A 24,953-nucleotide genomic window follows, 5' to 3' on the forward strand; every position below is an offset into this window, starting at 1 on the left:
GGGACTCCGGAATCCTGACGACGAGCCTTTAGACGAGTTCTATTTCCCGCCTAGACCGAGATTTCCGCAAAGTGCCCCGGTTCCAGTCCCGCGACAGTCCAGTCGCCGATCGACCAGCGCACCAGCCTGAGGGTGGGGAATCCCGCCGCTGCCGTCATCCTTCGCACCTGGCGGTTGCGCCCTTCGCGGATGGTGATTTTGAGCCAGCTGTCCGGAATGGATTTGCGCTGGCGTATCGGTGGATCGCGCGGCCACAGATCCGGCGCATCAATACGGGCAACTTCGGCTGGCAGGGTCATGCCGTCCTTCAGCCGGATGCCCTGCCGCAAGCTTTCCAGCTCCTGCTCCTGCGGATCGCCTTCGACCTGCACAAGATAGGTCTTGGGCAGCTTGAAGCGCGGATCGGCAATGCGCGCCTGCAATCGCCCGTCATCGCATAGGAGCAACAGGCCCTCACTGTCCCGATCCAGCCTTCCGGCGGGATAGACGCCCTTCACCGCAATGAAGTCCGACAATGTCGATCGAACCGTCGGCGACCCGCGATCGGTGAATTGCGACAACACGCCGAAGGGTTTGTTGAACAGAAGCAACCGGGCCATCCCGAGTTCATACCGCTCGATTGCGGCTATGTCTGCAAGTCCATGCCACCGCCGGACAGGCTGATTGCTTTACCGGAAGTCATTTCGGCAATCCGCACGCCCTTTTCGGACAGTGTGAAATAGTCCGCTTCGGGATAGGCCAAACACCCCTCCCCGCTTGACCCGGCGCACGACTTCGCGGCAAGGCTCGCGCTCTCATTCCATGCGGGCAAAGCGAGGATATCTGATGCGGAACAAGCTGTGGGGCCGGTGCCTCGTCGTGCTGGCGGCACTGTGGGGGGTGGCTGCGCCCGCGCAGGCGCAGTCGTTTGCGCAAGGGACGTTCGATCCTACAATCCCGACCCTGACCGAAACGGTCGGCCATGCGCCGGGCACCCGCATCACCTCGCCCGACCAGACCTATGCCTATCTCAAGGCGCTGGTCGCCGCCGCGCCCGACCGCACGCGCATGGTCCAGTATGCGAGCACCTGGGAAGGCCGCCCGCTTTACTACGTGATCCTTTCCTCGCCCGACAATATCGCCCGACTCGACGCCATTCGGGCCGATCTGGCCAATATCGCAGCCGGGCGCGCCTCAAACGGCGCAGCACTGCCGGTGACGTGGCTGGCCTATGGCGTGCACGGCAACGAAATCTCCTCGACCGATGCCGCGCTGATGACCGCCTATCATCTGCTCGCCGCGCAGGGCGATGCCCGGGCCGACAAGATCATGCGCGAAACGATCGTGGTGATCGACCCGATGCAGAACCCCGACGGGCGGGCGCGGTTCGTCAACAATTTCCTTGCCGCGAGCGGAATCGATCCGGCAGCGGACCGTCAGGCCGCCGAGCATGACGAGCCTTGGCCGAGCGGGCGGGTCAATCACTACATGTTCGATTTGAACCGCGACTGGTTCACGCTTTCGCAGCCCGAGACCCGCGGCAAGGTCGCCGCGATCCGCAGCTGGAACCCGGTGGTGGTGGTCGACCTGCACGAGATGGGCGGGGACGAGAGCTATTTTTTCAGCCCCGCCGCGCAGCCTTTCAGCCCCAATCTCACGCAGGCACAGATCCGCGCCTACGAGCTGATCGGCCGCGCCAACGCCGCCGCTTTCGACGCCATGGGCGAGCCCTATTTCACCCGCGAGGTCTATGACCTGTTCTACCCCGGCTACGGCGATACCTGGAACGCGCATCAGGGCGCGATCGGCAGCACCTACGAACAGGCCTCCGCACGCGGTCTCGTGTTCGAACGGCGCGACGGGACCGAGCTGACCTATGCTGACGGGGTGCGCAACCACTTCACCACCAGCCTTGCCACGGCAGGAGCGGTGGCGGACAATCCGCAGCGGTTCCTCAGCGACTTCGCGCAATATCGCGCCGCCAATGCCAATGGTGCGGCAGGACGCGGCACCTACCTGATCGATCTTTCCAAGCGGCGCTGGAATGCCGAGAGCCTCGGCCGGCGGCTCGCCGCGCAAGGGATCACCGTGCTGCGCCGCGAAGGCCCAGCAAGCGCATGCGGCAAGAGCTTCCCGCAGGGCTATCTCGCCGTCCCGCAGGCGCAGCCCGCTGCGCGGCTGGTGAAGAGCCTGCTCGACCGCGACACCCCGCTGCCGCCCGACTTTCTGGAGGAGCAGGAGCGTCGCCGCTCGCAAGACCTGCCGCACGAGCTTTATGATGTCACCGCATGGTCGGTCGGGTTGATGGCGGGAACCGATGTCACGCTGTGCAACGCCGCCGCGACCGGCGATGCGCTCGCTGCCGAAACACCGATCGCGCCGCTGAACGAAGGTTCGGGCGCCTTTGCGATTGCCGTGCCGTGGACCGACAGCGGGCAGGCACGCCTCGTTACGCTCGCGCTGCGCGACGGGATCAAGGGCCGCGTCACCGACAAGGCCTTTACCTCCGGCGGAAACACTTTCCCGCGCGGTACGGTGGTGTTCCCGGCGGGCGACAACTCACCCGAGAATATGGCCCGCCTCGCCATGCTTGCGCGCGAAGTCGGCGCGCATACCGTGGCGCTTGCTTCAGGCTGGGTGGACAGCGGCCCGAACCTTGGCAGCGAAAGCTTCGTGCGGCTGAGCTTGCCGCGCGTCGCGATCGCGTGGGACGATGGCATCTCTCAGCTGAGCGCGGGCGCGATGCGCTATGTGCTCGAACGCCGGCTTGGCCTGCCGGTTACGCCGATCCGCACCCAGCGCCTCGCGCGCGCCGATCTGTCGGAATATGACGTGCTGCTGGTGCCCGAAGGCGATCCTTCCGCGATCCTCGGCGAAGGCGGGCAGCGCACCATCCGCGATTTCGTCCGCAAGGGCGGCGTGCTGGTGGCAGTGGGCGACAGCCTCGAAACCTTCAGCGGTGGCGACAGCCCGATGCTCGCGGTCAAGCGCGAGGCGGCCCTTGGGCGCGATCCGGGCGCAGGCGGGGACGACGCGGAGGCAGGCCTTGCCGAAGCGCTCGAAATTGCGACCGACGCCGAGTATCGCGAGGCGATCAAGGACGAAAAGGCGCTGCCAGACACCCTGCCCGGCGCGTTGCTCAACGTTGTGGCCCAGCGCGACCACTTTCTGTCCGCAGGTTACGACGACGGCGGCGTGGTGCTGGCAACCGGAACGCAGATTTTCACTCCGCTCGATCGTGCCGACGGGGTCAACGTGCTGCGCTTTGCCGCGCCCGGCAACCTGATTGCCAGCGGTTATGTGTGGGACGAAAACCGCCGCCAGCTGGCCTACAAGCCCTATCTGATGGCGCAGCGGCAGGGGCGCGGGCTGGTGATCGGCTTTGCCCATGACCCTTCGACCCGCGCCTATCTCGACGGGCTCGACCTGTTGATTGCCAATGCGGTGCTCGTCGCGCCCTCACGGGTGCGCTGATCCGCCTTGCGCCTCTAGGCTAAGCGGGTCGATTGTGTCATGCCTGCGGGCATGGCGCTGTTCGAAGCCCTTGTCGCCCTTCATGTCGCCACCGGAGCGGTGGGGCTGACGGCATTCTGGGGGCCGATCGTCACACGCAAGGGCGCGGCCAACCACCGCAAATGGGGGAAGGTCGCCTGCTACGGCTTCCTCGGCGCGGGCGCGCTGGCGATCGCGATGGCGCTGCTATCGCTTTACGGGCCGGAACAGCGGCATCCGGAGGTTACCGACCGTCAATTGTTCGACGGGTTGTTCGGGTGGATGATGCTCTATCTCGGCGTGCTCACCATCGGCTTTGTCGACTATGGCCTTGCGGTGGTGCGCCACAACCGTGACCGCCGCGCGCTGCGAGCCCCGCGCTATCAGGCGGTGATAGCGGCCGTGGTGATTTCCGGCGCCTGGTGCGGCTATTTCGGTGTCTTGGTCGGGCATCCGCTGATGGTGCTGGTGGCTTTCATCGGCATCGTCGCGATGCTTATCCAGCAACGCTACATCTGGCGCACAGGCGAGCCCGCGCGCGGCACGCACGTCGGCGAACATTTCCGTGCGCTGATCGGCATGGGCATCTCGGCCTACACCGCGTTCCTTTCGGTCGGGTTGATCCGGCTGGTGCCCGAACACGTGTTCAACCCGGCGATCTGGGCCGGCCCGAGCGTAATCGGGGTCAGCCTGATCATCTGGTTCACGATCAAGGGCAAACGCCCTGCCAAACCGTCAGGCGTGCGCCCACATCCGCAACAGGTTGGCGATGGTCTTGTCGAGCGTCAGTAGCTCGCTCGATTGCGCGGGCAGCTTCTGGCGCAGGGAAGTGCGCAGGTTTTCCAGATCGAACAGCATTTCCCGGCGCGCCTGATCGGCAACAAGGCTTTCGATCCAGCCAACGCACACCACCCGCTCGCCCCGCGTCACAGGCTTCACCTCGTGGATGCTCGTGGAAGGGTATAGCACCAGTTGGCCGGCATCGCCTTTCACCTCCTGGCTCATCCCGGCGGCGTGGATCAGCAACTCGCCGCCGTCATATTCCTCCCGGGGCGTGAGGAAGAGCGTGAAGGACAGATCGGTGCGCAAACGGGCAGCGCCCTTGCCCATCAGGGCATTGTCGACATGCGCGCCGTATTGCCCGTCCACACCGGTCTTGCTGACGATCAGCGGTGAAAAGCGGCGTGGCTGGGCGGCGGCCTTCACCACTGCGTTTTCGGCGATCAGCGGCAGCAATTCGTCATGCACCCGCTTTCCGGCGGAGCTGTCCATGGCCGCCTGCAGGTTGCGCTTCACCTCGCGCGCGACCGCGCCTGCCGTCTCGCGTCCGTCGCGCCATTCGAGCATGGCGATGCGTTCGCGCAGCGCTGCGAGATGCTCGGCATCGTCAAGAGCATTGATGACAAGGATCATGGCCGAAGGCTGTATCTTGACCGGCGCGCCAAGGAAAGCGCGCCGGTCGGCAAAGCCAGCGTTCAGTCGCCGCCATTGGCTGTGGCGGTGCCCTCCGCAATCATCGCCAAGGCCTTGTCCCGCGCGGCTTCGGGCGATTCCTTGCCTGCCTTGATGAGATCGGCGAGGATCAGCAGTTCGTTGGCAATCGCGGTGCCTGCGCCCGGCTCCTGTTCGATGCGAAGGCCGCCATTAGCTTCCGCGACTTCATCCCACTTGCCGCGTACCGCGTCCCAATAGGCTTTGGTCTTGGCCCAGTAATCCTCTGCTGCGGCGACATTGTAGCCGTCGAACCGCTCATAGGTATTGAGAACATATTCCTGCACTACGGGCACCAGTTCGCCGCTCCCGTCCTTAGCCGGCATCAGCTTGGTGTTGTCCTGCCAGTGGATCCAGCCGTTGGGGGTCAACTGGTGGCGATTGATGCCCACATAGCGATCATAGACCGGGTTGCGGATTGCATCGCGCCGGGCGAGCGGGCGGGTGGTCCAGTTGGAACGCCAGCGCTTTACGCCAAGGGTCGTCTCCCACTGACCCCAACCGGCATAACGCGGACTGTCGTCAACCTGATAAACCGTTTGCGACCAGCGCCCCTTGCGCAGTTTGTCCGGCACCGCAGTCCATTCCCAGCTGTCGCCGCCCGCATAGGCGAGGATCTTTTCGGGCTCGTATTGCCAGTCCTGGCGCCAGTGCTTGACGACGTAGGGGTTGGCATCGTCGCCGGTCACCAGAAGATGCTGGAGCACGATGCGTGTGCCGGTATCCTCGATCACGCGGACGGATTCGTAGCCGCCGGAAATCTTGCGATCGAGCGGTTCGTAATCCTCCATCCAGGGGGTCGATTCCTGCATGTCGAAGGTCACCTTGAAATCGCCCGCCATGGCGAGAATGGCTTCTCGGTCGGCTTCAAACGCGGCCTTGGCTGCATCATCGGTGCGGATGATCGGATCGTCGGCCAGTGCAGGTGCAGGCACCGCAACGAGCGCGAGCGCGGCGAGGCCGGAGGCGAGGAATGTCTTGGTCAGTCGGTTCATGTCAGTCCTCCTTTAGGGTCAGAAGCGGTAGCTGGCCGAGACGCTGAAATTGCGCCCCGGGCGGGTAAAGGCGTCGAGGATTCCGGCATCCTCAGTGCGCAGACCGCGCACGTCGGACCACAGCGCGTATCGCTCACCGGTGAGGTTGAAGAGGCCCGCGCGCAGCTTCAGTTGCTCGGTCACGGCATAGAATGCGGTGAGGTCGAGGATGGTCGAGGCCGCCGGACGCACGAACAGGTCGGTGCCGTCTGCCGCGCGCTCGAGTTCGTCGCCCCCTTTGCGCGCGTTGTGCGTGAGGATCAGTTCGCCCCCGAAGCGTCCTTCCGGATCGCGATAACCAAATCCCGCGACGAGGTTGAACGGATCGATCGTGTCGAGCGGAGTGCGGCTGCCGCCGGGCGCGATGATATCGCCATCGGCATAGGCCATCGCCAGCCGCGCGTTCCAGCCGCTGTCGAGCTTCATCTCGGCACGTGCTTCCAGCCCCTCGATCTCGACCGCGTTGAAATTGACAAACTGGAAGATCGCCGGGTTTTGCGGCGTGAAGCTGCCGCTCACCACTTGCTGGGCGATGAAATTGTCGTAATCGCCGCGAAAGCCGGTGAGCTGTAACGAGAAGACATCGCCCACATAGCGTGAACCCACTTCCCAGCTTTCGCTGGTTTCGGGCCGTAGATCGGGATTGGGCACCGAGGTGTAGCCGCCCGCGATGAATTCGAAGAAATTGTTCACCTGCGAAGGGGTCGGCGCGAGGAAACCCTGTGCGTAGTTGCCGAAAAGGATCACGTCGCCTGCCAGCTTTATCGTCGCACCGAATTTGGGACTGAGGCGGCTGTCGCTTTGGCCTTGCGGGTTGAAGCTGGTCAGCAGCGGGTCATCGGTCGGATCGAGATCGTAAAAGTCGAAGCGCAGAGCCGGAAACAGGGTCAGCGCCCCATCCAGCAAGGTGATTTCGTCCGACACGAAGATGCCGCCCAGCGTGAAGTCGGTGACGGGGAAAGCGCGGGTCGGGAAGCTCTCGCCGCGACCGGGGAAGGTGCCGTCACGCAGACCCTGCTGGCGGGTCCAGCTGACATCGCCGCCGAATGCGATGCGGTGCTGCATCCCGACGATTTCGAACGAGGAACGCGCCTCGCCGACGACGCCGTAGATCCGGTTTTCAAAGGTGTTCAGCCGCTCGCGGTCGGGCGCAGGTACGAATCCGAGCGCAGTGCGTTCTTCGAAGGTGAACTGACGGTCCTCGGCATCCTGCCAATAGGCCGACACGAAAGCATATTCGATCGCATCGTCGGGACTGCCGTCATAGGTCCAGTCGAGCGAAGCACGAACGCGTTCGTTGGTGTCGCGCGCATTCAGGGCATCGACTGTCCAAACCGGCGCGGGGCCGAACAGGAAGGCGGGACCGAGGCCGGTCAAAACTTCGGTTTCGACTGCTGCATCAAGCCATTCGCCGGTCAGCCGGACACGGTGCGGGCCATTATCCCAGACGAGCTTTGCGAGCACCGCATTGCTCCGCCCGTCCTGCGGGTTTGGCACAGTGCGGTCCGGGCCAATGCCGTCGTTGCGCCCTCGGTTGTCGATCTCCTGAAAGTCGCGGCGGGTATAGGCGACCATGGCCGAAAGATCGCCGCTTTGCCCGGCCAGCGTCGCGGTCTGCGCGAATTCGTTGTCCTCGCTCGAGAACTGTGAGGTGACGAAGCCGCCGAAACTTTCAGCTGCGATAAGATCGACCGGATCGGCCGTCACAAAGCTGACCGCGCCGGCCAGCCCGTCGCTGCCGTAAAGCGCCGAGGCCGGGCCGCGCAGGATTTCGACCTGCTTCACGAGGCTGACGTCGGTAAAGCCGCCGCGCCCGGCATCCTGCGCGCCGAAGGCAAAGCCCTGCGGGCTGCGGATTCCGTCGACCTGGATCAGCACACGGTTGCCGCCGATCCCGCGGATGACGAAGTCCTCGTTGCGGGCGCGGCCCGTCGATCCGAAGGCTGCACCGAAGCGGGCCGGCGCACGGCGAACAGTGACGCCGGGTTCGAACCGCACCAGATCGCGGATGTCGGTAGCGAGCTGGTCGGCAATGTCTTCGCTGGTGATGACGGTGACGGTGGCCGGCGCCTCTTCCTGCAACACGGGCGTCCGCGTCGCGGTGACGGTGATGCGCCCTGTCTGCTGCTGGTTTTCGGCTTCGGCTGCGGTGCTTTCGGTAACTTCGGCTGCCGAAGCTGCATGAGCGGTCGCAAGCGCAATGCCGACGGCAGCAAGAGAGGGACGTGCGATGGTGGAACGCAAGCTGTTCAAAACGGGGGCTTCCTACTGGAGGGAGAGGGGATGCCCGCCTTGTGACGTTATTGCGAATGAGAGTCAATAGTGCTGCTAATGCGAATCGCTCGCGCAATGATCTGCGCCAAAGGGCGCACACAAAAGGCGCCTGCATCGCGGCATATCCGACAGAGTTTCACAAGATTTTCGGTCGGCGCAGCACGCCTGCCGCAGAGCAATCAGCGGCGCAGTACGCCGTCGGCCAGCAGGCGGTTGATCCCGGCCGCCACTTCGTCGGGGGACATCTCCGCCCCGCCCCACACCACGTATCGCAGGCCGACAAAAACGTTCATGCCCATGACGGCCCACGCCTCGAGCTCGCCCAGCCCGTCGCGAAACTCGCCGGTGGCAGACCCAGCGCGAAGGCGGTCGGCAATGCGGTCGGCGATCGTCTGGTAGTGGGTGCGATAACTTTCGGGATCGACGAATTCGGCCTCGTCGATGATGCGGTATATTTCCTTGTGCTCAGCCGCGAAGCCGAGGAACGCGGCCAAAGCGGCACGCTCGATTTCCAGCGCCCCCATGTTGTCGGACAAGGCCGAACGCGCGCTCGTGCGTACCTTCTCGCTCATGTCGGCAACCAGCGCACGGAACAGCGCATCCTTGCTGTCGAAATAGGTGTAGAAGCTTCCCAGCGCCACGCCTGCGCGGCGGGTGATCGAGCTGACCGAGGCTTCGTGAAAGCCTTTCTCGCCGAATTCCTCGGCCGCAGCATCCAGCAACTTGCGCAACGTCCGCCGCCCGCGCTCGGTACGCGGCGCCTTGGCATCGCCACACGCCGCGTCCGCGGATGCCACCGCGGATACGACCTTCGTCCCGGATGCCCGAGTGTTGCCCATCAGCTACTCCCTCCGCGCATTCGGTAGGACTTGCGCCGCTTGCGCACAAGTCTAAACTTGAAAGGTGGTTCAACTTTCAATATTGGTCGGATCACAAGAGGGCAGGAGAGGAATTACCCCATGACGAAAATGCTTTGCGCACGCGCGTTGCTGCTTGCCGGTTGCGCCGGAATTGCCACCCTGGCCGCACCGGCCTTCGCGCAGGACTCTGTTGCGGACACCGCCGCGAGCGAGGCCGAGGAAGATGGCGTGATCATCGTCACCGCCCGCCGCCGCGAGGAACGCCTGATCGATGTACCGCTCTCGGTCACCTCGCTTTCGGGCGAAAGCCTAGTGCAGCAGGGCGTGCAGGACCTGACCCAGGTCGCCCAGCAGGTTCCCAACCTGACGCTTGAGGTCAGCCGCGGCACCAACACCACGCTCACCGCCTTCATCCGCGGCGTGGGTCAGCAGGATCCGGTCGCCGGGTTCGAGGCCGGCGTGGGCCTGTATATCGACGACGTCTATCTCAACCGCCCGCAGGCTGCCGTGCTCGACATTTACGACGTCGAACGCATCGAAGTGCTGCGCGGCCCGCAGGGCACGCTCTACGGCCGCAACACGATCGGCGGCGCGATCAAGTATGTCACCGCCAATCTGCCCGAGGATACCAGCGTCAAGATCCGCGGCACTTATGGTTCCTACGATCAGGCCGACCTGATCGTGTCGGCATCGACCCCGATCACCGACAACCTCAAGATCGGCGCAAGCGGCGCGCGCCTGTCGCGCGGGGGCTTCGGCGACAACCTCACGCTGGGCACAGAGAATTACAACAAGGACGTGTGGGCAGCGCGCGGCACGATCGAATTCGACAGCGGCCCGGTATTTGTCCGCCTGTCCGGCGACTATATCAAGGACAATAGCCAGGCGCGGCAGGGACACCGCCTCATCCCCGGCCAGCTGTCGGGGGCGCCGGTGCTGGACAATGTGTTCGACACCCGCGCGGGCCTGAACATCGTCGATCAGGAAGTCGAAGCCTATGGCGGCGCGCTGAATGTCGCGATCGAGCTCAGCGATACCCTCACCTTCAAGTCGATCACCGGCTACCGCGAGGATTCGTCGACCACCCCGATCGACTTCGACAGCCTTCCCGCAGTCGACCTCGACGTGCCGGCGATCTACGAGAATGATCAGTTCAGCCAGGAATTCCAGCTGCTGTATGAAGGCGACCGCCTGTCTGGCGTGCTCGGCTTCTACTACCTCGACGCCAACGCCTTCACCGCGTTCGACGTGGCGCTGTTCACCACGCTCAACGGCCTCACCGCTCAGACACTCGGCGATGTCGATACCAAGACCTGGTCGGTATTCGGCGATTTCACCTATGATCTGACCGACACCATCAGCGTGTCGCTGGGCGGCCGCTATACCAACGACAAGCGCTCCAGCCGCGTGCTGCGCACGACCTTCCTCGGCGGGTTCTCAGATCTGTTCGGCGGCGCGGGCTTCCCGATCGCGGTTACCAGCGATTTCGATGGCAGTGCGACGTTCAAGGACTTCAACCCGCGCGCCTCGATCAGCTGGCAGCCGAACCGCGATCACAACGTCTATTTCACCTATTCGCAGGGCTTCAAGGGCGGCGGGTTTGACCCGCGCGGCCAGACCACCGCGTGCCGCAACAGCGCCGGCGGCGCCTGTACCGCGGACGAGGTGTTCGACTTCATGGCGTTCGATCCGGAAACGGTCGACAGCTTCGAGCTGGGCTGGAAGGCCTCGCTGCTCGATAACCGCCTGAACATCCGTCTTGCCGGGTTCATCGGCCAGTATGACGATGTCCAGATCCCCGGCTCGGTCGGTTTCGACAGCAATGGCGATGGCACCAACGACAGCTTTATCGGCATCACCTCGAACGCGGCGAGTGCCGACGTCAACGGGATCGAATTCGAAGGCACGGCGCTGGTGGGCAAGGACTTCGCGGGCGACGGCAGCCGCTTCAGCATCAACTGGTCGCTGGGCGTGCTGGATGCCAAGTTCAACACCTTTATCGATGCTTTCGGCAATGACGTGGCCGATCAGCGGGTGTTCCAGAACACCCCCGACATCACCGCGCACATGGGCTTCAACATGGGCCTGCCGGTGGCGAGCGGGATGGTCGACTTGATCGGCCTTGCCTCGATGCGTTCGGACGCGAGCCAGTTCGAAGTGCCCAACCCGTTCCTCGATCAGGACGGCTTCGTGCTGGTCGATGCGAGCATCGTCTACACCCTCGACAGCGGGCTGTTCTCGATCGGGCTGCACGGCAAGAACCTGTTTGACAAGGAATACATCGTCGCAGGCTACAACTTCGTCGCGGGCGGCACGCCTCCGGGCACGCCGTTCGTTCCGACGCTGGGCCGCGAAGGCACGCTGACCGGCTTCTACGGCGATCCGCGCCGGATCTTCGTGACTGCGCAGGTCAATTTCTGATCTGCTCTCCCCGGGACGGGCGGCGGCCTCTCAGCCAATCACCGCCGCCCTTCCCCTCTTCCCTTGATGAACGCGAGCGGGCATAGGCCCGTGCCATGCACGACATCCGCTTCATCCGCGAAAACCCCGAATCTTTCGATGCAGCACTGGCCCGGCGCGGCCTCGAACCGCTCGCCGCCGGCCTGATCGCGCTGGACGAGGAACGCCGCGCGCTCACCACTCAGGTGCAGCTCGCGCAGAGCCGCCGTAACGAAGCGTCGAAGCTGATCGGCGCGGCGATGAGCAAGGGCGACAAGGAAGCCGCCGAGGCGCTGAAGGCAGAAGTCGCCGCGCTGAAGGACGAAATGCCCGCGCTCGAAGCCCGCGCCGACGAGGCTGCGGCGAAGCTGAAAGCGGCGCTGGAGATCATCCCCAATCTGCCCGCCACGGACGTGCCCGATGGTGCAGGCGAAGAGGAGAATGTCGAGGTCAGCCGCTGGGGCACCCCGCGCGAATTCGACTTCGAACCGAAGGAACACGCCGATATCGCGCCAGCCCTCGGCATGGATTTCGAAACCGGCGCACGGCTCTCCGGCGCACGCTTCACCTTCCTGCGCGGCGACATGGCGCGCCTCCACCGCGCGCTCGGCCAGTTCATGCTAGACACCCAGACCCGCGAGCAGGGCTATCAGGAATGCAACCCGCCGGTGCTGGTGGGCGACGATGCGATGTACGGCACCGACAAGCTGCCAAAGTTTGCCGAGGACAGCTTCTGCACCACCAACGGGCGCTGGCTCATCCCCACCTCGGAAGTCTCTCTCACCGCCAGCGTCATGGGCGAGCTGCTCGACGAGAGCGCGCTGCCGATGCGCCTCACCGCGCTTACCCTGTGCTTCCGCTCCGAAGCGGGCGCAGCCGGGCGCGATACGCGCGGTTTCATCCGCCAGCACCAGTTCGAGAAGTGCGAGCTGGTAAGCATCGTGCGGCCCGAGGACAGCGAGGCCGAACACCAGCGCATGATCCGCGCGGCCGAAACCATCCTTGAAAAGCTGAACCTGCCCTATCGCAAGCTGCTGCTGTGCACCGGGGACATGGGCTTCGGCGCGCGCAAGACCTATGATCTGGAGGTCTGGCTGCCGGGGCAAGGCGCCTTCCGCGAGATCAGCTCGTGCTCGAACACCGGCGATTTTCAGGCGCGCCGGATGAACACCCGTTACCGCGTCGCGGGGGAGAAGCGCACCGAGTTCGTCCACACATTGAACGGCTCGGGCCTTGCGGTCGGGCGCACGCTGGTGGCGGTGATCGAGAATTATCAGAACGCCGACGGCAGCGTGACCGTGCCCGACGCATTGCAGCCTTACATGGGCGGCATCACCAAGCTGGAGCCTGCCCGCTGATGCGCATTCTGCTGACCAATGACGACGGCGTGCACGCCCCCGGCCTGAAGGTGCTGGAAGAGATCGCGCGGCAATTCTCCGACGATATCTGGATTTGTGCGCCTTCGGAGGAACAGTCGGGCGCGGGCCATTCGCTCACGCTGACCCGCCCGGTGCGGCTCAACAAGCTGGGCGAGAGGCGCTTTGCCGTCACCGGCACGCCGACCGATAGCGTGATGATGGCGCTGCGCACGGTGATGGATTCTCCGCCCGATCTGATCCTTTCAGGCGTCAATCGCGGGGCCAATCTGGGCGACGATATCACCTATTCGGGCACCGTTTCCGCCGCGATCGAAGGCGCATTGGCAGGCATTCGCGCGATCGCCTTCAGCCAGGTCTATGCCCGCGAAGGCATGGGCGACGACGTGCCTTTCGGCGCGGCGCGCGAATGGGGGCCCAAAGTGCTTGCGCCGCTGCTCGACGCGCCGATGGCCGAACGCACGTTGATCAACGTCAACTTCCCCGCGATTGCCCCTGAACAGGTCAAGGGCATCCGCGTGGTGCGGCAAGGCTTCCACGACTATTCGCGCGGCAGCATCGTCGAAGGCCGCGACCCGCGCGGCTACCGCTATTTCTGGTTCGGGCTCGACCCGATCGAACACACGCTCGATCACGGCACCGATCTGGAGGCAATCGACGAAGGCTATGTCGCGGTGACGCCGCTCCAGCTTGACCTGACCCATTATTCGACCATCGGCGTGCTGGCCGAGCGGTTCGGGGACTGAGCGGAGGCGGGGGCGGATGGCCGAGAGCAAACCGGGCCGCAATCCCTTCCGCCGCAAGGCGATGCTGGCGAGCCAGTTCCGCCCGCTGCGTCGCGCGGTCAAGATCCCCGTCTGGGGCGACCTGGGCCTGAGGGCAGGCTTTGCTTTTGCCCTGCTGTTCATGGTCATCATGATTCACTGGTACGACCGGGCCGGGCTGATCGACAATGTCGACGGGCATATCAGCTTCCTCGACGTGGTCTATTTCACCATGATCTCGGTCACCACCACCGGCTTTGGCGACATCGCCCCGGTGTCCGACCGCGCGCGGCTGATAGAGGCGGTGATCGTCACCCCGGTGCGTATCGCCGTGCTGTTCATCTTCGTGGGCGCGGCCTATGATTTCGTCATCAAGCGTAGCTGGGAGAAATGGCGCATGGCTCGCATTCAGGAACAGCTCACCGATCATGTTGTGGTGCTGGGCTATGGCGTGTCCGGCTCGCAGAGTGTGGGCGAACTGGTCGAGCGCGGCATCGATCCGCGCCGCATCGTGGTGATCGACCCGAGCGAGGAGCGGCTTGCCGAGGCGGAAAAGCTCGGCGTCAACGTGATGGCCGCAGACGCGACCCGTGACGAAACGCTGAAGGCGGTGCGCATCGCGCAGGCGCAAAGCGTGCTGGTATCGGCCGGGCGCGACGACACCTCGATCCTGATCGTGCTGACCGTGCGCCATCTCGCGCCCGACGTGCCGATCAGCGTGGTGGTGCGGGCTGACGATAACGAGCTGCTCGCGCGGCAGGCGGGGGCAAACAACGTGATCAACCCGGTGCGCTTCACCGGCCTTTTGCTGGCCGGCAGCGTCAAGGGCGAACACATTGCCGATTACCTTGCCGATCTCGCCAGTGTCGGCGGGCGGGTGCAACTGGTGGAACGGGTGGTCAGCGCCGAGGAATGCGGCTGCCCGATCACCGATCTCAAGAGCGGCGGTCAGGGCCTGCGCATCTACCGCAATGGTCGTGCCATCGGTTTCTGGGAGGACGAATGCCAGAACCTGCAGCAGGGCGACGTGGTGGTCGAAATCGTGCCGACCATGGCCCGCGACAACGCCTGAACCGCGCTCAGCCCCTCAGCCAGACGAACACCCCGCCCATCGCTGCCATGCCGACCAGAAAATGCCCGGCGTCGATCAGGAACAGCGCCAGCGGTTTTCTGAGATAGAGATAATTGATGCCGATCGCAGGGATCATCACGCCCACAGCAAAACCCACCGCCATCATCATCACCACGAAGGGCGCAGGGTCGGTGCGGGCGAGCAGGTGCCACAGCACCATCGCCACCAGCATCTCGAAGGCAAAGGTCAGCCCGAAGATCAGCGCCATGTTGCCGCTTTTCAGCTGCGCGTCCGATAACCCTGCCGCGCGCTGCCAGGGCTTTGCGAAGATCACGCCGTACCAAAGCGCGCCGACAGCGAAGAAGGCGGCTGTTCCGGCCAGCACCGGCCACAGGGCAAAGTCATTCATCGGCGCATCTCCTCTCGCTTGCACGCTCTGCTAGCGCAAACCCGCGCGCTGGTGTAGGGGCGCGCCGCTATGTCCACTGCCACCACCGCAATCCCCGACCAGAAAAAGATCGGGATGGTCAGCCTAGGCTGCCCCAAGGCGCTCGTCGATTCCGAGCGTATTCTCACCCGTCTGCGCGCCGATGGCTACGCCTTTGCCGAGGATTACGCGGGTGCCGACGTGGTGCTGGTCAACACCTGCGGCTTCCTCGATTCCGCCAAGGAAGAAAGCCTTGCCGCGATCGGCGAGGCGATTGCCGAAAACGGCCGCGTGATCGTCACGGGGTGCATGGGCGAGGAAGCCGACGCGATCCGCGCCGCGCACCCCAGCGTGCTCGCGGTAACCGGCGCGCACCAGTACGAACAGGTGGTGGAAGCGGTCCACACCCATGCCCCGCCCTCGCAGGGGCCCTTCATCGACCTCATCCCGCAGCCGTCGGACACCGACATCAAGCTGACCCCGCGCCATTACAGCTATCTGAAGATTTCGGAGGGCTGCAATCACTCCTGCGCGTTCTGCATCATCCCGCAGCTGCGCGGCAAACTCGCCAGCCGCCGGATCGACGCCGTGCTGCGCGAGGCGGAGAAGCTGGTCGCGGCGGGAACGAAGGAACTGCTCGTCATTTCGCAGGATACCAGCGCCTACGGGGTGGATATCCGCCACGAGAGCCGGACATGGCATGGCCGCGAAGTGCGCGCGCACATGACCGATATGGCACGCGAACTCGGCCAATTGCGCACCGCAGACGGCACCCCGCCGTGGGTACGGCTGCACTATGTCTATCCCTACCCGCATGTCGATCAGGTCATCCCGTTGATGGCCGAAGGGCTGCTGACGCCCTATCTCGACATTCCCTTCCAGCACGCCTCGCCGAAGGTGCTGAAGCTGATGAAGCGCCCCGCGAACGAGGCCAAGGTGCTCGAACGGCTCAAGAGCTGGCGGGAAATCTGCCCGGACATCGCGATCCGTTCGAGCTTCGTGGTCGGCTTCCCCGGCGAGACCGAGGAGGATTTCCGCTATCTGCTCGACTGGCTGGAAGAGGCCCAGCTCGACCGCGTCGGCGCCTTCCGGTTCGAGCCGGTCGAAGGCGCCACAGCCAACGCCCTGCCCGATCCGGTACCCGAGGAAGTGAAGGAGGAACGCTACGCCCGGATCATGGAAGTGACCGAGCGGATCAGCGCCGCTAAACTCGCCGCCAAGGTCGGTCGCACGCTGCCCGTCATCATCGACGAGGTGGGCGAGGCGGACGAGGACGGCGATATTGGTGCCACCGGACGATCGCAGGCTGATGCACCGGAAATCGATGGCGCGGTTTACCTGCGCAACGTCCCCTCCACCCTCGCGCCCGGCGATATCGTCGAAGCGACCATCGAGGATGCCGACGCGCACGACCTGTTCGGGGTGATCGCACAAAAATAAGCGCGGGCTTTGCGAAAATTACAAAGTATACAAAGGTGACACCCTGTCACCTTTGAAGCCCACCCCTATTACATTGATTTATCATTGCTTTCGGGATGCCCCGCAGCCGGACGGACACAGGCTGCGGCGCGCGGAAACGCCAGACAGGCGGGAAACCAACGATGGCAAAGAGCGGATCGCCCGAAGCCTATCGCGCCAGTCTGCGGTAGGAAACCGGGCTAGCGCGCTGCCCCCTCATTCAGCGCCACCCGGCGCAGCGCCGCCTGCGGAATGAAGGCTTCGGGCATCTCGCGCACATACTTGGCAAGCGGCGCGGCCAACAGGCCGGCGGCAAGCGAAAGAATGGCGCGGACGGATATCGTCATGATAGCGATCCCCTTGTGAGGGAAGCCTTTTCCGGCGAACGGACGGCAAAGAAAAGGGAAAATCTGCCGCGACTGCCCACCTTCGGCGTTAATGCATCGCCGGCCATCGTCCCCGCAAGGGACGCGGATTGGTTAACCGCTGGCAACCATTCGCCCGACACGGCATAATGCGGCGCATGATCCGGTCTCTCGCCCTTCCCATCGCCCTGGTCGCCCTTGCCGCCTCGTGCGCGCCGTTGCTGGCCCAGCCGAGCGCGCAGGATGCCGCCGAAGCCGCGCAGCTTGTCGCCGCGCGTGCCGACAGCGCGTTCGAGCGGATCGATCCCGATCGGGAAATGTCGCCGCAGATCGACACCGTCCTGCCCGCTGGAACGGCGCAGGAAGAACCGGCGATGATCTATGCCAGCCTGCCACCGCTCGCCGCAGACGACGAGGTGACTTTTGCCTCCGCCGACGCTGCCTCCGAAGCTCCGCGCGGCCCGGCGGTGCGAATGATCGCCAGCGAAGTGGTGCAGCCGATCCCGGTTGCCGTTCCGGCTTCTGCGCGGTCCGCTCCGGTCAGCAATGATCCCTTCGTGATCAAGTCGATCCTGCCGATCGAAGGCGGCATCCGCTATGGCGAATGGTTCTGGGACGAAAGCGCCGCCCCGCGTTCCGGCAAGCTGGTGATCACCGTCGATCTTGATGCGCGGGTGATCAGCGCCTTCCGCGACGGTCACGAAATCGGCACGGCAGTGGCGTTGCTCGGCACGCAAAAGCACCCCACCCCGCTCGGCACTTTCCCGATCCTGACCAAGGAAAAGGACAATATCTCGGAAAAATACAACAACGCGCCGATGCCGTGGACGCTGCGCCTGACGTGGGACGGGATTGCGATCCATGGTTCGCCCGTGCTCAACGGCTATGCCAGCCACGGCTGCATCGGCGTGCCCGACGAATTCGCGGCCAAGCTGTTTGCCGCGGCCAAGCGCGGGGACAAGGTCATCATCACCCGCGGCAAAATGGTTGGCGTCGGCGACAAGGTGATGTGATTTTCGGCCACCTTCGGCGGCGCAATCAATTAACGGAACGCGGCGGCTCCGGCCGGAACCGCCACACCCGCATCAGCACGCCGATCTTCTCGACCCGTTCAATCCCGGGCACGGCTAGCACCCCGCCGAGCGACGCGTTCTCGCCCTGCCACAACCGGTCCCACATGCGCGCAGCCTCGGCACGGGTGGCGTGGCCGCCGAGTTCGGCGATGATCCGCAGGATAGTCTCGATCGCCACCACCCGCGGGACGTTGGCGCAATAGACGAAGCCGATCCCCCCGGGGGCGCTGTCGTCCTTCATCACCATCTCTTCCCAGTCGCATTCGGCATACCACTGGAGCGCCTGCCACCCTTCGGCGAGGTGCGCCGCACTGGCAGCAAGCTGCGCTGGATCAATCCAGTCCGCCGCCCCGGCCAGCCGTTCGCGCAGCGCCACCCGTTCGAAATCGCGGTTGGTGTTCGACGGATCGCGCACGGCGGCAATCCCCGCTCGGGTCACAACGGCTTCCAGTTCGGCCTTTCGCCAGCCGAGCAGCGGGCGCAACAGCACAGCATCGGTACCTTCAATGCCTGAGCGGGCACGCACCCCGGCCAGCCCCGCCAGCCCGCTGCCACGGTTCAGGCGCATCAGCAGCGTTTCGGCCTGATCGTCGGCATGGTGCGCAGTGGCAATCGCGCCCAGCCCTTCGCTGTTCGCCCAGGCCGCCAGCGCGGCATAACGTCCGGCGCGGGCCTGCGCCTGAAGATTGCCCGGCTGCAGGGTGAGCGTAATGGCGGCAAAGGGAATGCCGCGCTCACCGGCCAGCCGCTCTACCAGCGCAACCTCGCCTGCTGCCTCTGCGCGCAAGCCATGGTCGATGCTGGCGACGGCGATGCCGCCGGGCAGCGCCTCATGCGCGAGCAGCATCAGCGCAAGACTGTCGGGCCCGCCCGACACCGCAAGGCCAAGCGGGCCGGACCGATCTTCCTCCGGCCACAGCGCCGCCAGATCGGCGGCGAAGCGCGCCGTGAGATCAGGCGTCAGTTGCACGTCACCTTGTCAAAGGTGGCCTTGTATTCGTCGGCGAGGCGACCGCTGGCGACCAGCGGATAGGTGTCGCCGAATTCGGACAGGGCGATACAGGCCTTGCGCATGTCGTTCAGCGCGATCATCGACCTGGCCAGATAGAGCAGACTGTCCGCCGCGCGCGCACCGTTATTGTCGGCTTGGTAATTGCGCAGGAACCAGCGCGCCGCCTCGTTCGGCATGTTGTCGTCGAGGAAGGCCCGGCCCAGCAGGTTGCGCCCGAAGCTGATGCGCGAGTGGCTGGGGTATTTCTCGACAAAATCCGTCAGCTGCTGGCGCGCCTCGGGATAGAAGCCCGCGTTCCACAGGCGGAAGCCGTAAGAATATTCGTCGTCTCCGGCATCGCCGGTCTGCGGCTTGGTAATCGCCTGCACCGCTGCCAGCCGTTCTGCGCTGGGCGCGGCGACCGGAGTGGAAGCGGGGGCCTGTGCGGGTGTAGCGGCCATGACAGCCGACGTGCTGCCCGCGCCGCTGCGGTCGATCGCGGGCGGAGCGGCGTAAGCCGGTTCGGGTGCCGGTGCGGCGGCAGTTTCGAGCGCCGCCAGACGGGTCTCCATCTGCGCGAGCATGTTTGCCTGCTCCTCGGAACGCGCGGTCAGCGTCTGAAGCTGGGCCTCAAGCGCATCAAGCCGTACGAGGATGTCGGTCACCGCCGTCGTCGCAGGCGGAATCACCCCCATCACCTGGCCATTATTGCTCGGAGCCTGAGTGCCGGGCGCGATCTGCGGCTCGAAATAGCGTCCGTCGGCACCGGGAAATACCTTGCGCTGCAACGCGCGCACTTCGGCCTCGAGCTTGCGCAGCCGCGCCTCGTCTCCCGAATCCTGCGCGAAGGCCGGCACGGGCACGGCCGCAATGGCTGCGACTGCCAGCATCGCGCGCATCACGCGGGGACGAAGCATCGGAAAAGCGGTTTTCATGTCGGGTAGGCTCCCTTGCGATGGCCGCCCCGCTTTGCAGCGGGGCGCATGAACTTCAGCCGAACCCCTGCCGCTTCGCCCCGCGCAAGTCGAGAGCGAGGACCAGCCTAATCAACCGGAAATCGCGTGCGCGAGCGGCTCAATCCGCAGGTGCTGTCTCCGGCTCAGGCGCCGGGGCTTCGGTGGGGACGGATTCAGAGGCGGGAGAAGCAACCGGGGATGCCTGAACCGGCGCGGGCGCGGGACTGGCCGACTGTCGCACGGCGGGCCTGGGGGAAGGCGTCGATGCTGCAGGTCGAGGCGCGGAAGCAGCCAGCGGCGCGGGGGACGAACCCGGCGCGGGAGCGGGTGCCTCGCGCCCCAGCAGCGCACCGGCAGAAATCGCTGCGCCCGAAAGCGTCAGGGGCGTTTCTGCCAGCTTGGGAACGCTCCGCCCGCCAACCGTGATCCCCAGTGCATCGGGCCGCCCGGTATTGATGCGCGGATCAACCGCATCGGTGGGAACGACGAAACGTTCGTCCTTGGCCAGTTGCCTTTCGATCAGTCGTTCGCCGCCTTCTTCGTAGATCCGTACCCACACGCCGTCTTCCAGCGCGGTCAGCACCACTTCGCCCCCTTCAACCGGCACGGCACCAGGGGCAGGCGTCGCAATCGCCGTCGGCGCGGGCGTGGGGGGAGCAGTGAGCGGCGCGGGGCCGCTGCCCGCCCCGAAACGCGAGCCGAAGAATGCAATCAGTCCTGCTGCCAGCACCAGCGCCGCGAAGGCACCGAACCAGGCCAGCCCCGCAGACGGCAGCTTTGCCGGATCGCCCGGCTCCATCCCCGATCCGGCTGCGGAACGGCGCGCTGTATCGTCGGCCAGTTCGGCCCGCACAGCATCGGTAATCACAGCCTCGTCCAGCCCGACCGCTTTGGCAAAGGTGCGCGAGAAACCGATGGCATAGGCGCGCGAAGGCAGGGCGGTGAAATCGCCCGCCTCGACCGCCTCGAGATGGCGCAGCGGAATGCGTGTCTCGGCGGCGATCTCTGAAAGATCGAGCCGCCGCGCCTCACGCGCCGCCCTTAGCCGCGCGCCTGCCCCGGCATAGGCCGTGTCCTGCGCATCTTCGGCGCTGATATCCTGTTCGCTGTCCATGACCCGGGTCCGCGCCTTCTTCTGAGGCTGTTGTGACGATTTCGCGTGAATTGTTCTTGAACGGGACTCAGCCTGTCGCAGTGGTCCGTGTCAAGCAGTCACGGCGCAGGGTGCCCCATCCCGCGCACGGGCAGTCGCAAGGCCGCACCAGCAGCCGTCAGTCATATTCGATTTCACGCGCGTCGGCCCAGGCGGAAAGCGCCGCGCGCAGGCTTACCTGCGGATCGGCCAGCCATCCTGTCATCGCCGCCGAAAGTTCGGCCAGATCGACCTTGCGCACCAGTTCCTTGATCGGGCCGACGGCGGCAGGCGTGATCGACAGGCGGCGATAGCCGATGCCCATCAGCGCCAACGCCTCCAGCCGCCGTCCGCCCATCTCGCCGCATACGCCGATATCGACACCCGAACCGATGCTGGACTGCATCACCCGCCGCAGGAAGCGCAGGATCGAGGGGCTGAGCCAGTCGTAACGCTCGGCCAGCTTGGGGTTCGCGCGGTCGGCGGCGAACAGGAACTGGGTAAGATCATTGGTGCCGATCGACAGGAAGCTGAGCTTCGGCAACAACATGTCGAGCACTTCGGCCAGCGCCGGCACTTCGAGCATTGCGCCGAAATGGATCCGTTCGGGCAACAGCTTCTTCTGCGCCCGCAGATAGGCGAGCTGTTCGTCGAACACCGCCTTGGCGGCATCGAATTCCCACGGTTCGGAGACCATCGGGAACATGACATAAAGCGAGCGTCCGGCGGCGGCTTCAAGCAGCGAGCGCGCCTGCACCTTCATCAACCCTTCGCGTTCGAGTGCGAGCCGCAGCGCGCGCCAGCCCATCGCCGGGTTTTCATCCTGCGCGGCAATTTCCGAGGCGAGGTAGGGCACCGACTTGTCGCCGCCGATATCAACGGTGCGGAAGATCACCGGCTTGTCACCTGCGGCATCAAGAACGTCGCGGTAGAGCCGGGTCTGGCGTTCGCGTTGCGGCAGGGTGGCGGAGACGAGGAACTGGAACTCGGTACGGAATAGGCCCACGCCGTCGGCCCCCGTCATCGCCAGCGCGCTCATATCATCGCGCAGCCCGGCGTTCATCATCACCTGAATGCGTGTGCCGCAGCGGGTGAAGGGTTCTACATCCCTTAGCGAGGCATAGGCCGCCTGCTTCTCGCGGCTCTTGGCAAACCGCGCGTGGAAGGCATCGGCCACCTGCGGCAGCGGGCGCACGATGGCGCTGCCCGCGGTTGCGTCCAGCAGGATCTCGTCGCCTTCGCGGATGGTGGTGCGCACCCCCTTGACCCGGCCGATCACGGGTACGTTCATCGCCCGCGCCACGATTACGACATGCGCGGTGAGCGAGCCTTCCTCAAGGATCACGCCCTTCAGCCGGCGCTTGTCATATTCGAGCAATTCGGCCGGGCCGAGATTGCGTGCGATCAGGATGGTGTCCTTGCGCAGACCCTGCGATGCGGCAGTGCCGATCTGCCCCGCGACGATCCTGAGCAGCCGGTTCGCCAGATCTTCCAGATCGTGCATCCGGTCAGCCAGCAGCGGATCGTCGATCTCGCGCATGCGCATGCGGGTGTGTTGCTGCACGCGCTCGATCGCGGCTTCGGCGGTCAGGCCGGAATCGATTGCCTCGTTGATGCGCCGCGACCAGCCTTCGTCATAGGCGAACATCTTGTAGGTCTCGAGCACCTCCTCGTGCTCGCCACCCACGCCGAATTCGGCCTGGCTCGCGAGGCTGTCGATCTGCTCGCGCATCTTGTCGAAAGCGCGGTAGACGCGCTGGCGTTCGGCCTCGATGTCCTCGGCCATGACCTGCGTGATCTCGACCCGCGGCTGGTGATAGACCGCGGCGCCCGCGCCAAGGCCCTTTACCAGCGTCAGACCGGCAAGGGTCTGCGGCCCGGTTTGCTCCTGCGTCAGCCCGCGTGCTTCTTCCTCGTCGACCAATTCGGCATTGGCGATCAGTTCGGACAGCACCATTGCGGTGGTCTGGAGCGCCTCGATCTCGACCTCTTCATAGCGGCGCTGCTCGACATGCTGGACGCACAAGACGCCGACCGCGCGCTCGCGGTAGACGATCGGCACGCCGGCGAAGGAATGGAACTTTTCCTCGCCGGTTTCGGGGCGATACTGGAAGTCGGGATGGGCCTTGGCCTCGGCAAGATTGAGCGTCTCGACCTTCTGCGCGATCGCGCCCGTCAGCCCTTCGCCGATCGCCATGCGCGTGACGTGGACCGCGCTCTGGTTCAGGCCGCGGGTGGCGAAGAGTTCGAGCATGCCTTCGCGCAGGAGGTAGATCGAACACACCTCGCTCGACAGGCATTCGCCGATAATCTCCACCACCTGATCGAGCTTGCCCTGCGCGTGCAGGCGCGAGGCCATGACCTCGGTCAGGCGGGTGAGAATCTGGCGGGCTGCTGCGGCTGCACTCATCGGCTTGCAGGCTTAGGGCCGCGACCCGCAACCTGCAACTCTCGCCGCGATTAAGCGGTCGTCAGAAGCCGGCAATTTCTTCCTTCAATCGCAGCTTCTGCTTCTTGAGAGCCTGGATCGTCGCGGTGTCGGGCACAGGCCGGGCCATTTCATCGTGCAGCCGCTCGTCGAGCTCGGCATGCTTGGCCTGAAGGGCGTGGATGTGGGAAGACACTGCGGTCGATGCCATATGAGTTCTCCTTTCCTGCGGGGGTGTGCCCCCAGAAGGCGACTCGGCAAACACGCGGCCGAGCCGCAGGTTTCATTGAAACCACATGCAGGTTGGCTTTGAAAGCCTTTCCGCAATGTGAATCGTCCTATCCGCATCTGTCTGCGACGAACCGTTGGCGGGCGGATCGCGGGAAAAATGCGCAGGGCATCTTATCGAATCGCACAGGAACGCGTAGCGCGGCCAGCAGGCTAGACGCGCAGCAAGGGGACACAAGGCAGGCATGACCGAGCAGGAGCTCCGCAAAAAGCTCGAATTGCTCAGGACCGAGCATCGCGACCTCGATGCCGCGATCGCCGCCCTGACCGAGGCCGCGCGCCAGAATGCCTTTGCCGACCAGCTTCAGATCGCCCGCCTGAAGAAGCGCAAGCTGCGCCTGAAGGATCAGATTGCGATCATCGAGGACACGCTGCTGCCGGATATCATCGCGTAACAAGACGGTTCGTCGCCGTCACGGCACAGCCCGCCTGCCCGCCGCGTTAAGCATCGCGGAAAACTGTTCCCGGTCGGGACAAAGCGCAAAAATTACTTGGAAAGTAACCATGCCCCAGTGGCGGGCCAGGCGCGGTGTGCGTAATCTCTGACGCACATGGCACGGACCACCAATCTCTCGCGCCCGATCATCGAGGCGCTTTATACCGAAGCGCTTGTGCTCGCCGATGAAGTGCGTGCGGTGTTCGCCGCCGGCACGCGTGAACCGCTGATCGGTGAGGATGCCTTCGTGCGGCTCGCGCTCTCGACCGAGGGGCTGAAGACCACCACCCGGATGATGCACGTGCTGGCATGGCTGCTGAACCAGCGGGCACTGTTTTCCGGAGAGCTCAGCGAAAGTCAGGTCCGGCTGCACGGCACACTGCCGCCTGATCGCGGCGCGGACGAGAAGCAGCTCGCTCTGCTCGAACCCGAAACCCGCGAACTGATCGCCGAGACCGAGCGGCTGCACCAGCGTATCGCCCGGCTGGACGAGGCATGGCGCCAGCATTTCGAGATGACCTCGCCCGCACGCTCATTCCAGGACCGGATCGGGCGGGCGTTCGGTAATCTGGGCTAGACCTCTCGGTATGCCTTCAGCGCAAGCTGACAACAAAAGGC

22 protein-coding genes are annotated in these 24,953 nt (G+C 64.9%); 10 read left to right on the forward strand and 12 right to left on the reverse strand.

Annotation, left to right across the window (positions count from 1 at the left end):
- Positions 1 to 50 precede the first annotated feature (50 nt).
- Positions 51 to 599: a pseudouridine synthase gene (locus OIK40_RS06965; RefSeq protein WP_273677315.1), complete on the reverse strand. Its 549-nt coding sequence runs from the start codon at positions 597 to 599 to the stop codon at positions 51 to 53.
- A gap of 226 nt (positions 600 to 825) precedes the next feature.
- On the opposite strand from OIK40_RS06965, the gene OIK40_RS06970 reads away from it, so the two are divergent.
- Positions 826 to 3,453 carry a M14 family metallopeptidase gene (locus OIK40_RS06970; protein ID WP_273677316.1) on the forward strand — a complete coding sequence of 876 codons (2,628 nt, stop codon included), beginning with the start codon at positions 826 to 828 and terminating at the stop codon, positions 3,451 to 3,453.
- Positions 3,454 to 3,492: 39 nt separating this feature from the next.
- Positions 3,493 to 4,263 carry a hypothetical protein gene (locus tag OIK40_RS06975; RefSeq protein ID WP_273677318.1) on the forward strand — a complete coding sequence of 257 codons (771 nt, stop codon included), beginning with the start codon at positions 3,493 to 3,495 and terminating at the stop codon, positions 4,261 to 4,263.
- On the opposite strand, the gene OIK40_RS06980 is transcribed toward OIK40_RS06975, so the two are convergent.
- From OIK40_RS06980 to OIK40_RS06995, 4 genes are all read right to left on the reverse strand, one after another.
- The gene (locus tag OIK40_RS06980; RefSeq protein WP_273677320.1) at positions 4,207 to 4,884 is read right to left on the reverse strand and encodes a Fe2+-dependent dioxygenase; all 678 of its coding nucleotides are present in this window, start codon (positions 4,882 to 4,884) and stop codon (positions 4,207 to 4,209) included. The two genes, OIK40_RS06975 and OIK40_RS06980, sit on opposite strands and share 57 nt — an antisense overlap.
- A gap of 62 nt (positions 4,885 to 4,946) precedes the next feature.
- The gene (locus OIK40_RS06985) at positions 4,947 to 5,957 is read right to left on the reverse strand and encodes a DUF6607 family protein (protein WP_273677323.1); all 1,011 of its coding nucleotides are present in this window, start codon (positions 5,955 to 5,957) and stop codon (positions 4,947 to 4,949) included.
- A gap of 18 nt (positions 5,958 to 5,975) precedes the next feature.
- On the reverse strand, positions 5,976 to 8,249 hold the full coding sequence (locus tag OIK40_RS06990; RefSeq protein WP_273677325.1) for a TonB-dependent hemoglobin/transferrin/lactoferrin family receptor: 2,274 nt from the start codon (positions 8,247 to 8,249) through the stop codon (positions 5,976 to 5,978).
- A 200-nt stretch (positions 8,250 to 8,449) separates the two neighbouring features.
- Entirely contained in the window at positions 8,450 to 9,109 is a 660-nt protein-coding gene (locus OIK40_RS06995; protein WP_273677327.1) for a TetR/AcrR family transcriptional regulator, read from the reverse strand.
- A 120-nt stretch (positions 9,110 to 9,229) separates the two neighbouring features.
- On the opposite strand from OIK40_RS06995, the gene OIK40_RS07000 reads away from it, so the two are divergent.
- The 4 genes from OIK40_RS07000 (at position 9,230) to OIK40_RS07015 (ending at position 14,781) form a co-directional block, all read left to right on the forward strand.
- Positions 9,230 to 11,551: a TonB-dependent receptor gene (locus OIK40_RS07000; protein WP_273677329.1), complete on the forward strand. Its 2,322-nt coding sequence runs from the start codon at positions 9,230 to 9,232 to the stop codon at positions 11,549 to 11,551.
- 95 nt (positions 11,552 to 11,646) lie between these two features.
- On the forward strand, positions 11,647 to 12,927 hold the full coding sequence (gene serS / locus OIK40_RS07005; RefSeq protein WP_273677331.1) for a serine--tRNA ligase: 1,281 nt from the start codon (positions 11,647 to 11,649) through the stop codon (positions 12,925 to 12,927).
- A complete protein-coding gene (gene surE / locus OIK40_RS07010; RefSeq protein WP_273677332.1) occupies positions 12,927 to 13,691 on the forward strand; it encodes a 5'/3'-nucleotidase SurE in 765 nt (254 codons plus the stop codon). Before serS ends, surE begins: the two co-directional genes overlap by 1 nt.
- Before the next feature lie 16 nt (positions 13,692 to 13,707).
- Positions 13,708 to 14,781: a potassium channel family protein gene (locus tag OIK40_RS07015; RefSeq protein ID WP_374211794.1), complete on the forward strand. Its 1,074-nt coding sequence runs from the start codon at positions 13,708 to 13,710 to the stop codon at positions 14,779 to 14,781.
- A 7-nt stretch (positions 14,782 to 14,788) separates the two neighbouring features.
- On the opposite strand, the gene OIK40_RS07020 is transcribed toward OIK40_RS07015, so the two are convergent.
- Positions 14,789 to 15,190, reverse strand: a complete 402-nt coding sequence (locus OIK40_RS07020) for a DUF1761 domain-containing protein (RefSeq protein ID WP_273677334.1) — start codon at positions 15,188 to 15,190, stop codon at positions 14,789 to 14,791.
- Positions 15,191 to 15,259: 69 nt separating this feature from the next.
- Between OIK40_RS07020 and rimO the strand changes: the two genes are divergently transcribed.
- Positions 15,260 to 16,648 (forward strand): 30S ribosomal protein S12 methylthiotransferase RimO, encoded by a 1,389-nt coding sequence (gene rimO, locus OIK40_RS07025; protein ID WP_273677335.1) that lies wholly within the window; start codon positions 15,260 to 15,262, stop codon positions 16,646 to 16,648.
- A 218-nt stretch (positions 16,649 to 16,866) separates the two neighbouring features.
- Here rimO and OIK40_RS07030 read toward each other — a convergent pair whose 3' ends face one another.
- On the reverse strand, positions 16,867 to 17,013 hold the full coding sequence (locus OIK40_RS07030; RefSeq protein WP_273677336.1) for a hypothetical protein: 147 nt from the start codon (positions 17,011 to 17,013) through the stop codon (positions 16,867 to 16,869).
- A gap of 176 nt (positions 17,014 to 17,189) precedes the next feature.
- On the opposite strand from OIK40_RS07030, the gene OIK40_RS07035 reads away from it, so the two are divergent.
- Positions 17,190 to 18,044 (forward strand): L,D-transpeptidase family protein, encoded by an 855-nt coding sequence (locus tag OIK40_RS07035; protein ID WP_273677337.1) that lies wholly within the window; start codon positions 17,190 to 17,192, stop codon positions 18,042 to 18,044.
- 25 nt (positions 18,045 to 18,069) lie between these two features.
- Here OIK40_RS07035 and tilS read toward each other — a convergent pair whose 3' ends face one another.
- From tilS to OIK40_RS07060, 5 genes are all read right to left on the reverse strand, one after another.
- The gene (tilS, locus tag OIK40_RS07040; RefSeq protein ID WP_273677338.1) at positions 18,070 to 19,074 is read right to left on the reverse strand and encodes a tRNA lysidine(34) synthetase TilS; all 1,005 of its coding nucleotides are present in this window, start codon (positions 19,072 to 19,074) and stop codon (positions 18,070 to 18,072) included.
- On the reverse strand, positions 19,065 to 20,030 hold the full coding sequence (locus tag OIK40_RS07045; protein ID WP_374211795.1) for a tetratricopeptide repeat protein: 966 nt from the start codon (positions 20,028 to 20,030) through the stop codon (positions 19,065 to 19,067). The genes tilS and OIK40_RS07045 overlap by 10 nt, the downstream gene beginning before the upstream one ends.
- Positions 20,031 to 20,169: 139 nt before the next feature.
- Positions 20,170 to 21,165 carry a helix-turn-helix domain-containing protein gene (locus OIK40_RS07050; RefSeq protein WP_273677339.1) on the reverse strand — a complete coding sequence of 332 codons (996 nt, stop codon included), beginning with the start codon at positions 21,163 to 21,165 and terminating at the stop codon, positions 20,170 to 20,172.
- 157 nt (positions 21,166 to 21,322) lie between these two features.
- On the reverse strand, positions 21,323 to 23,593 hold the full coding sequence (gene ptsP, locus OIK40_RS07055) for a phosphoenolpyruvate--protein phosphotransferase (protein ID WP_273677341.1): 2,271 nt from the start codon (positions 23,591 to 23,593) through the stop codon (positions 21,323 to 21,325).
- Positions 23,594 to 23,654: 61 nt separating this feature from the next.
- Positions 23,655 to 23,822: a YdcH family protein gene (locus OIK40_RS07060; protein WP_273677342.1), complete on the reverse strand. Its 168-nt coding sequence runs from the start codon at positions 23,820 to 23,822 to the stop codon at positions 23,655 to 23,657.
- Between the two features lie 262 nt (positions 23,823 to 24,084).
- Between OIK40_RS07060 and OIK40_RS07065 the strand changes: the two genes are divergently transcribed.
- Together OIK40_RS07065 and OIK40_RS07070 are read left to right on the forward strand one after the other, a co-directional pair.
- Entirely contained in the window at positions 24,085 to 24,294 is a 210-nt protein-coding gene (locus OIK40_RS07065; RefSeq protein ID WP_068863954.1) for a DUF465 domain-containing protein, read from the forward strand.
- Between the two features lie 156 nt (positions 24,295 to 24,450).
- Positions 24,451 to 24,912, forward strand: a complete 462-nt coding sequence (locus OIK40_RS07070) for a DUF1465 family protein (RefSeq protein WP_273677343.1) — start codon at positions 24,451 to 24,453, stop codon at positions 24,910 to 24,912.
- The last annotated feature ends 41 nt before the right edge of the window (positions 24,913 to 24,953 follow it).

This window comes from Erythrobacter fulvus (assembly GCF_028595285.1).
GTDB classification, from domain to species: Bacteria; Pseudomonadota; Alphaproteobacteria; order Sphingomonadales; family Sphingomonadaceae; genus Erythrobacter; species Erythrobacter fulvus.

Bases quoted from the DNA above. Each gene is read 5' to 3' on its own strand.
- OIK40_RS06965 (WP_273677315.1), bottom strand. From the start codon at position 599: ATGGCCCGGTTGCTTCTGTTCAACAAACCCTTCGGCGTGTTGTCGCAA.
- OIK40_RS06970 (WP_273677316.1), top strand. From the start codon at position 826: ATGCGGAACAAGCTGTGGGGCCGGTGCCTCGTCGTGCTGGCGGCACTG.
- OIK40_RS06975 (WP_273677318.1), top strand. From the start codon at position 3,493: ATGCCTGCGGGCATGGCGCTGTTCGAAGCCCTTGTCGCCCTTCATGTC.
- OIK40_RS06980 (WP_273677320.1), bottom strand. From the start codon at position 4,884: ATGATCCTTGTCATCAATGCTCTTGACGATGCCGAGCATCTCGCAGCG.
- OIK40_RS06985 (WP_273677323.1), bottom strand. From the start codon at position 5,957: ATGAACCGACTGACCAAGACATTCCTCGCCTCCGGCCTCGCCGCGCTC.
- OIK40_RS06995 (WP_273677327.1), bottom strand. From the start codon at position 9,109: ATGGGCAACACTCGGGCATCCGGGACGAAGGTCGTATCCGCGGTGGCA.
- OIK40_RS07000 (WP_273677329.1), top strand. From the start codon at position 9,230: ATGACGAAAATGCTTTGCGCACGCGCGTTGCTGCTTGCCGGTTGCGCC.
- serS (WP_273677331.1), top strand. From the start codon at position 11,647: ATGCACGACATCCGCTTCATCCGCGAAAACCCCGAATCTTTCGATGCA.
- surE (WP_273677332.1), top strand. From the start codon at position 12,927: ATGCGCATTCTGCTGACCAATGACGACGGCGTGCACGCCCCCGGCCTG.
- OIK40_RS07015 (WP_374211794.1), top strand. From the start codon at position 13,708: ATGGCCGAGAGCAAACCGGGCCGCAATCCCTTCCGCCGCAAGGCGATG.
- OIK40_RS07020 (WP_273677334.1), bottom strand. From the start codon at position 15,190: ATGAATGACTTTGCCCTGTGGCCGGTGCTGGCCGGAACAGCCGCCTTC.
- rimO (WP_273677335.1), top strand. From the start codon at position 15,260: ATGTCCACTGCCACCACCGCAATCCCCGACCAGAAAAAGATCGGGATG.
- OIK40_RS07030 (WP_273677336.1), bottom strand. From the start codon at position 17,013: ATGACGATATCCGTCCGCGCCATTCTTTCGCTTGCCGCCGGCCTGTTG.
- OIK40_RS07035 (WP_273677337.1), top strand. From the start codon at position 17,190: ATGATCCGGTCTCTCGCCCTTCCCATCGCCCTGGTCGCCCTTGCCGCC.
- OIK40_RS07045 (WP_374211795.1), bottom strand. From the start codon at position 20,030: ATGAAAACCGCTTTTCCGATGCTTCGTCCCCGCGTGATGCGCGCGATG.
- OIK40_RS07050 (WP_273677339.1), bottom strand. From the start codon at position 21,165: ATGGACAGCGAACAGGATATCAGCGCCGAAGATGCGCAGGACACGGCC.
- ptsP (WP_273677341.1), bottom strand. From the start codon at position 23,593: ATGAGTGCAGCCGCAGCAGCCCGCCAGATTCTCACCCGCCTGACCGAG.
- OIK40_RS07060 (WP_273677342.1), bottom strand. From the start codon at position 23,822: ATGGCATCGACCGCAGTGTCTTCCCACATCCACGCCCTTCAGGCCAAG.
- OIK40_RS07065 (WP_068863954.1), top strand. From the start codon at position 24,085: ATGACCGAGCAGGAGCTCCGCAAAAAGCTCGAATTGCTCAGGACCGAG.
- OIK40_RS07070 (WP_273677343.1), top strand. From the start codon at position 24,451: ATGGCACGGACCACCAATCTCTCGCGCCCGATCATCGAGGCGCTTTAT.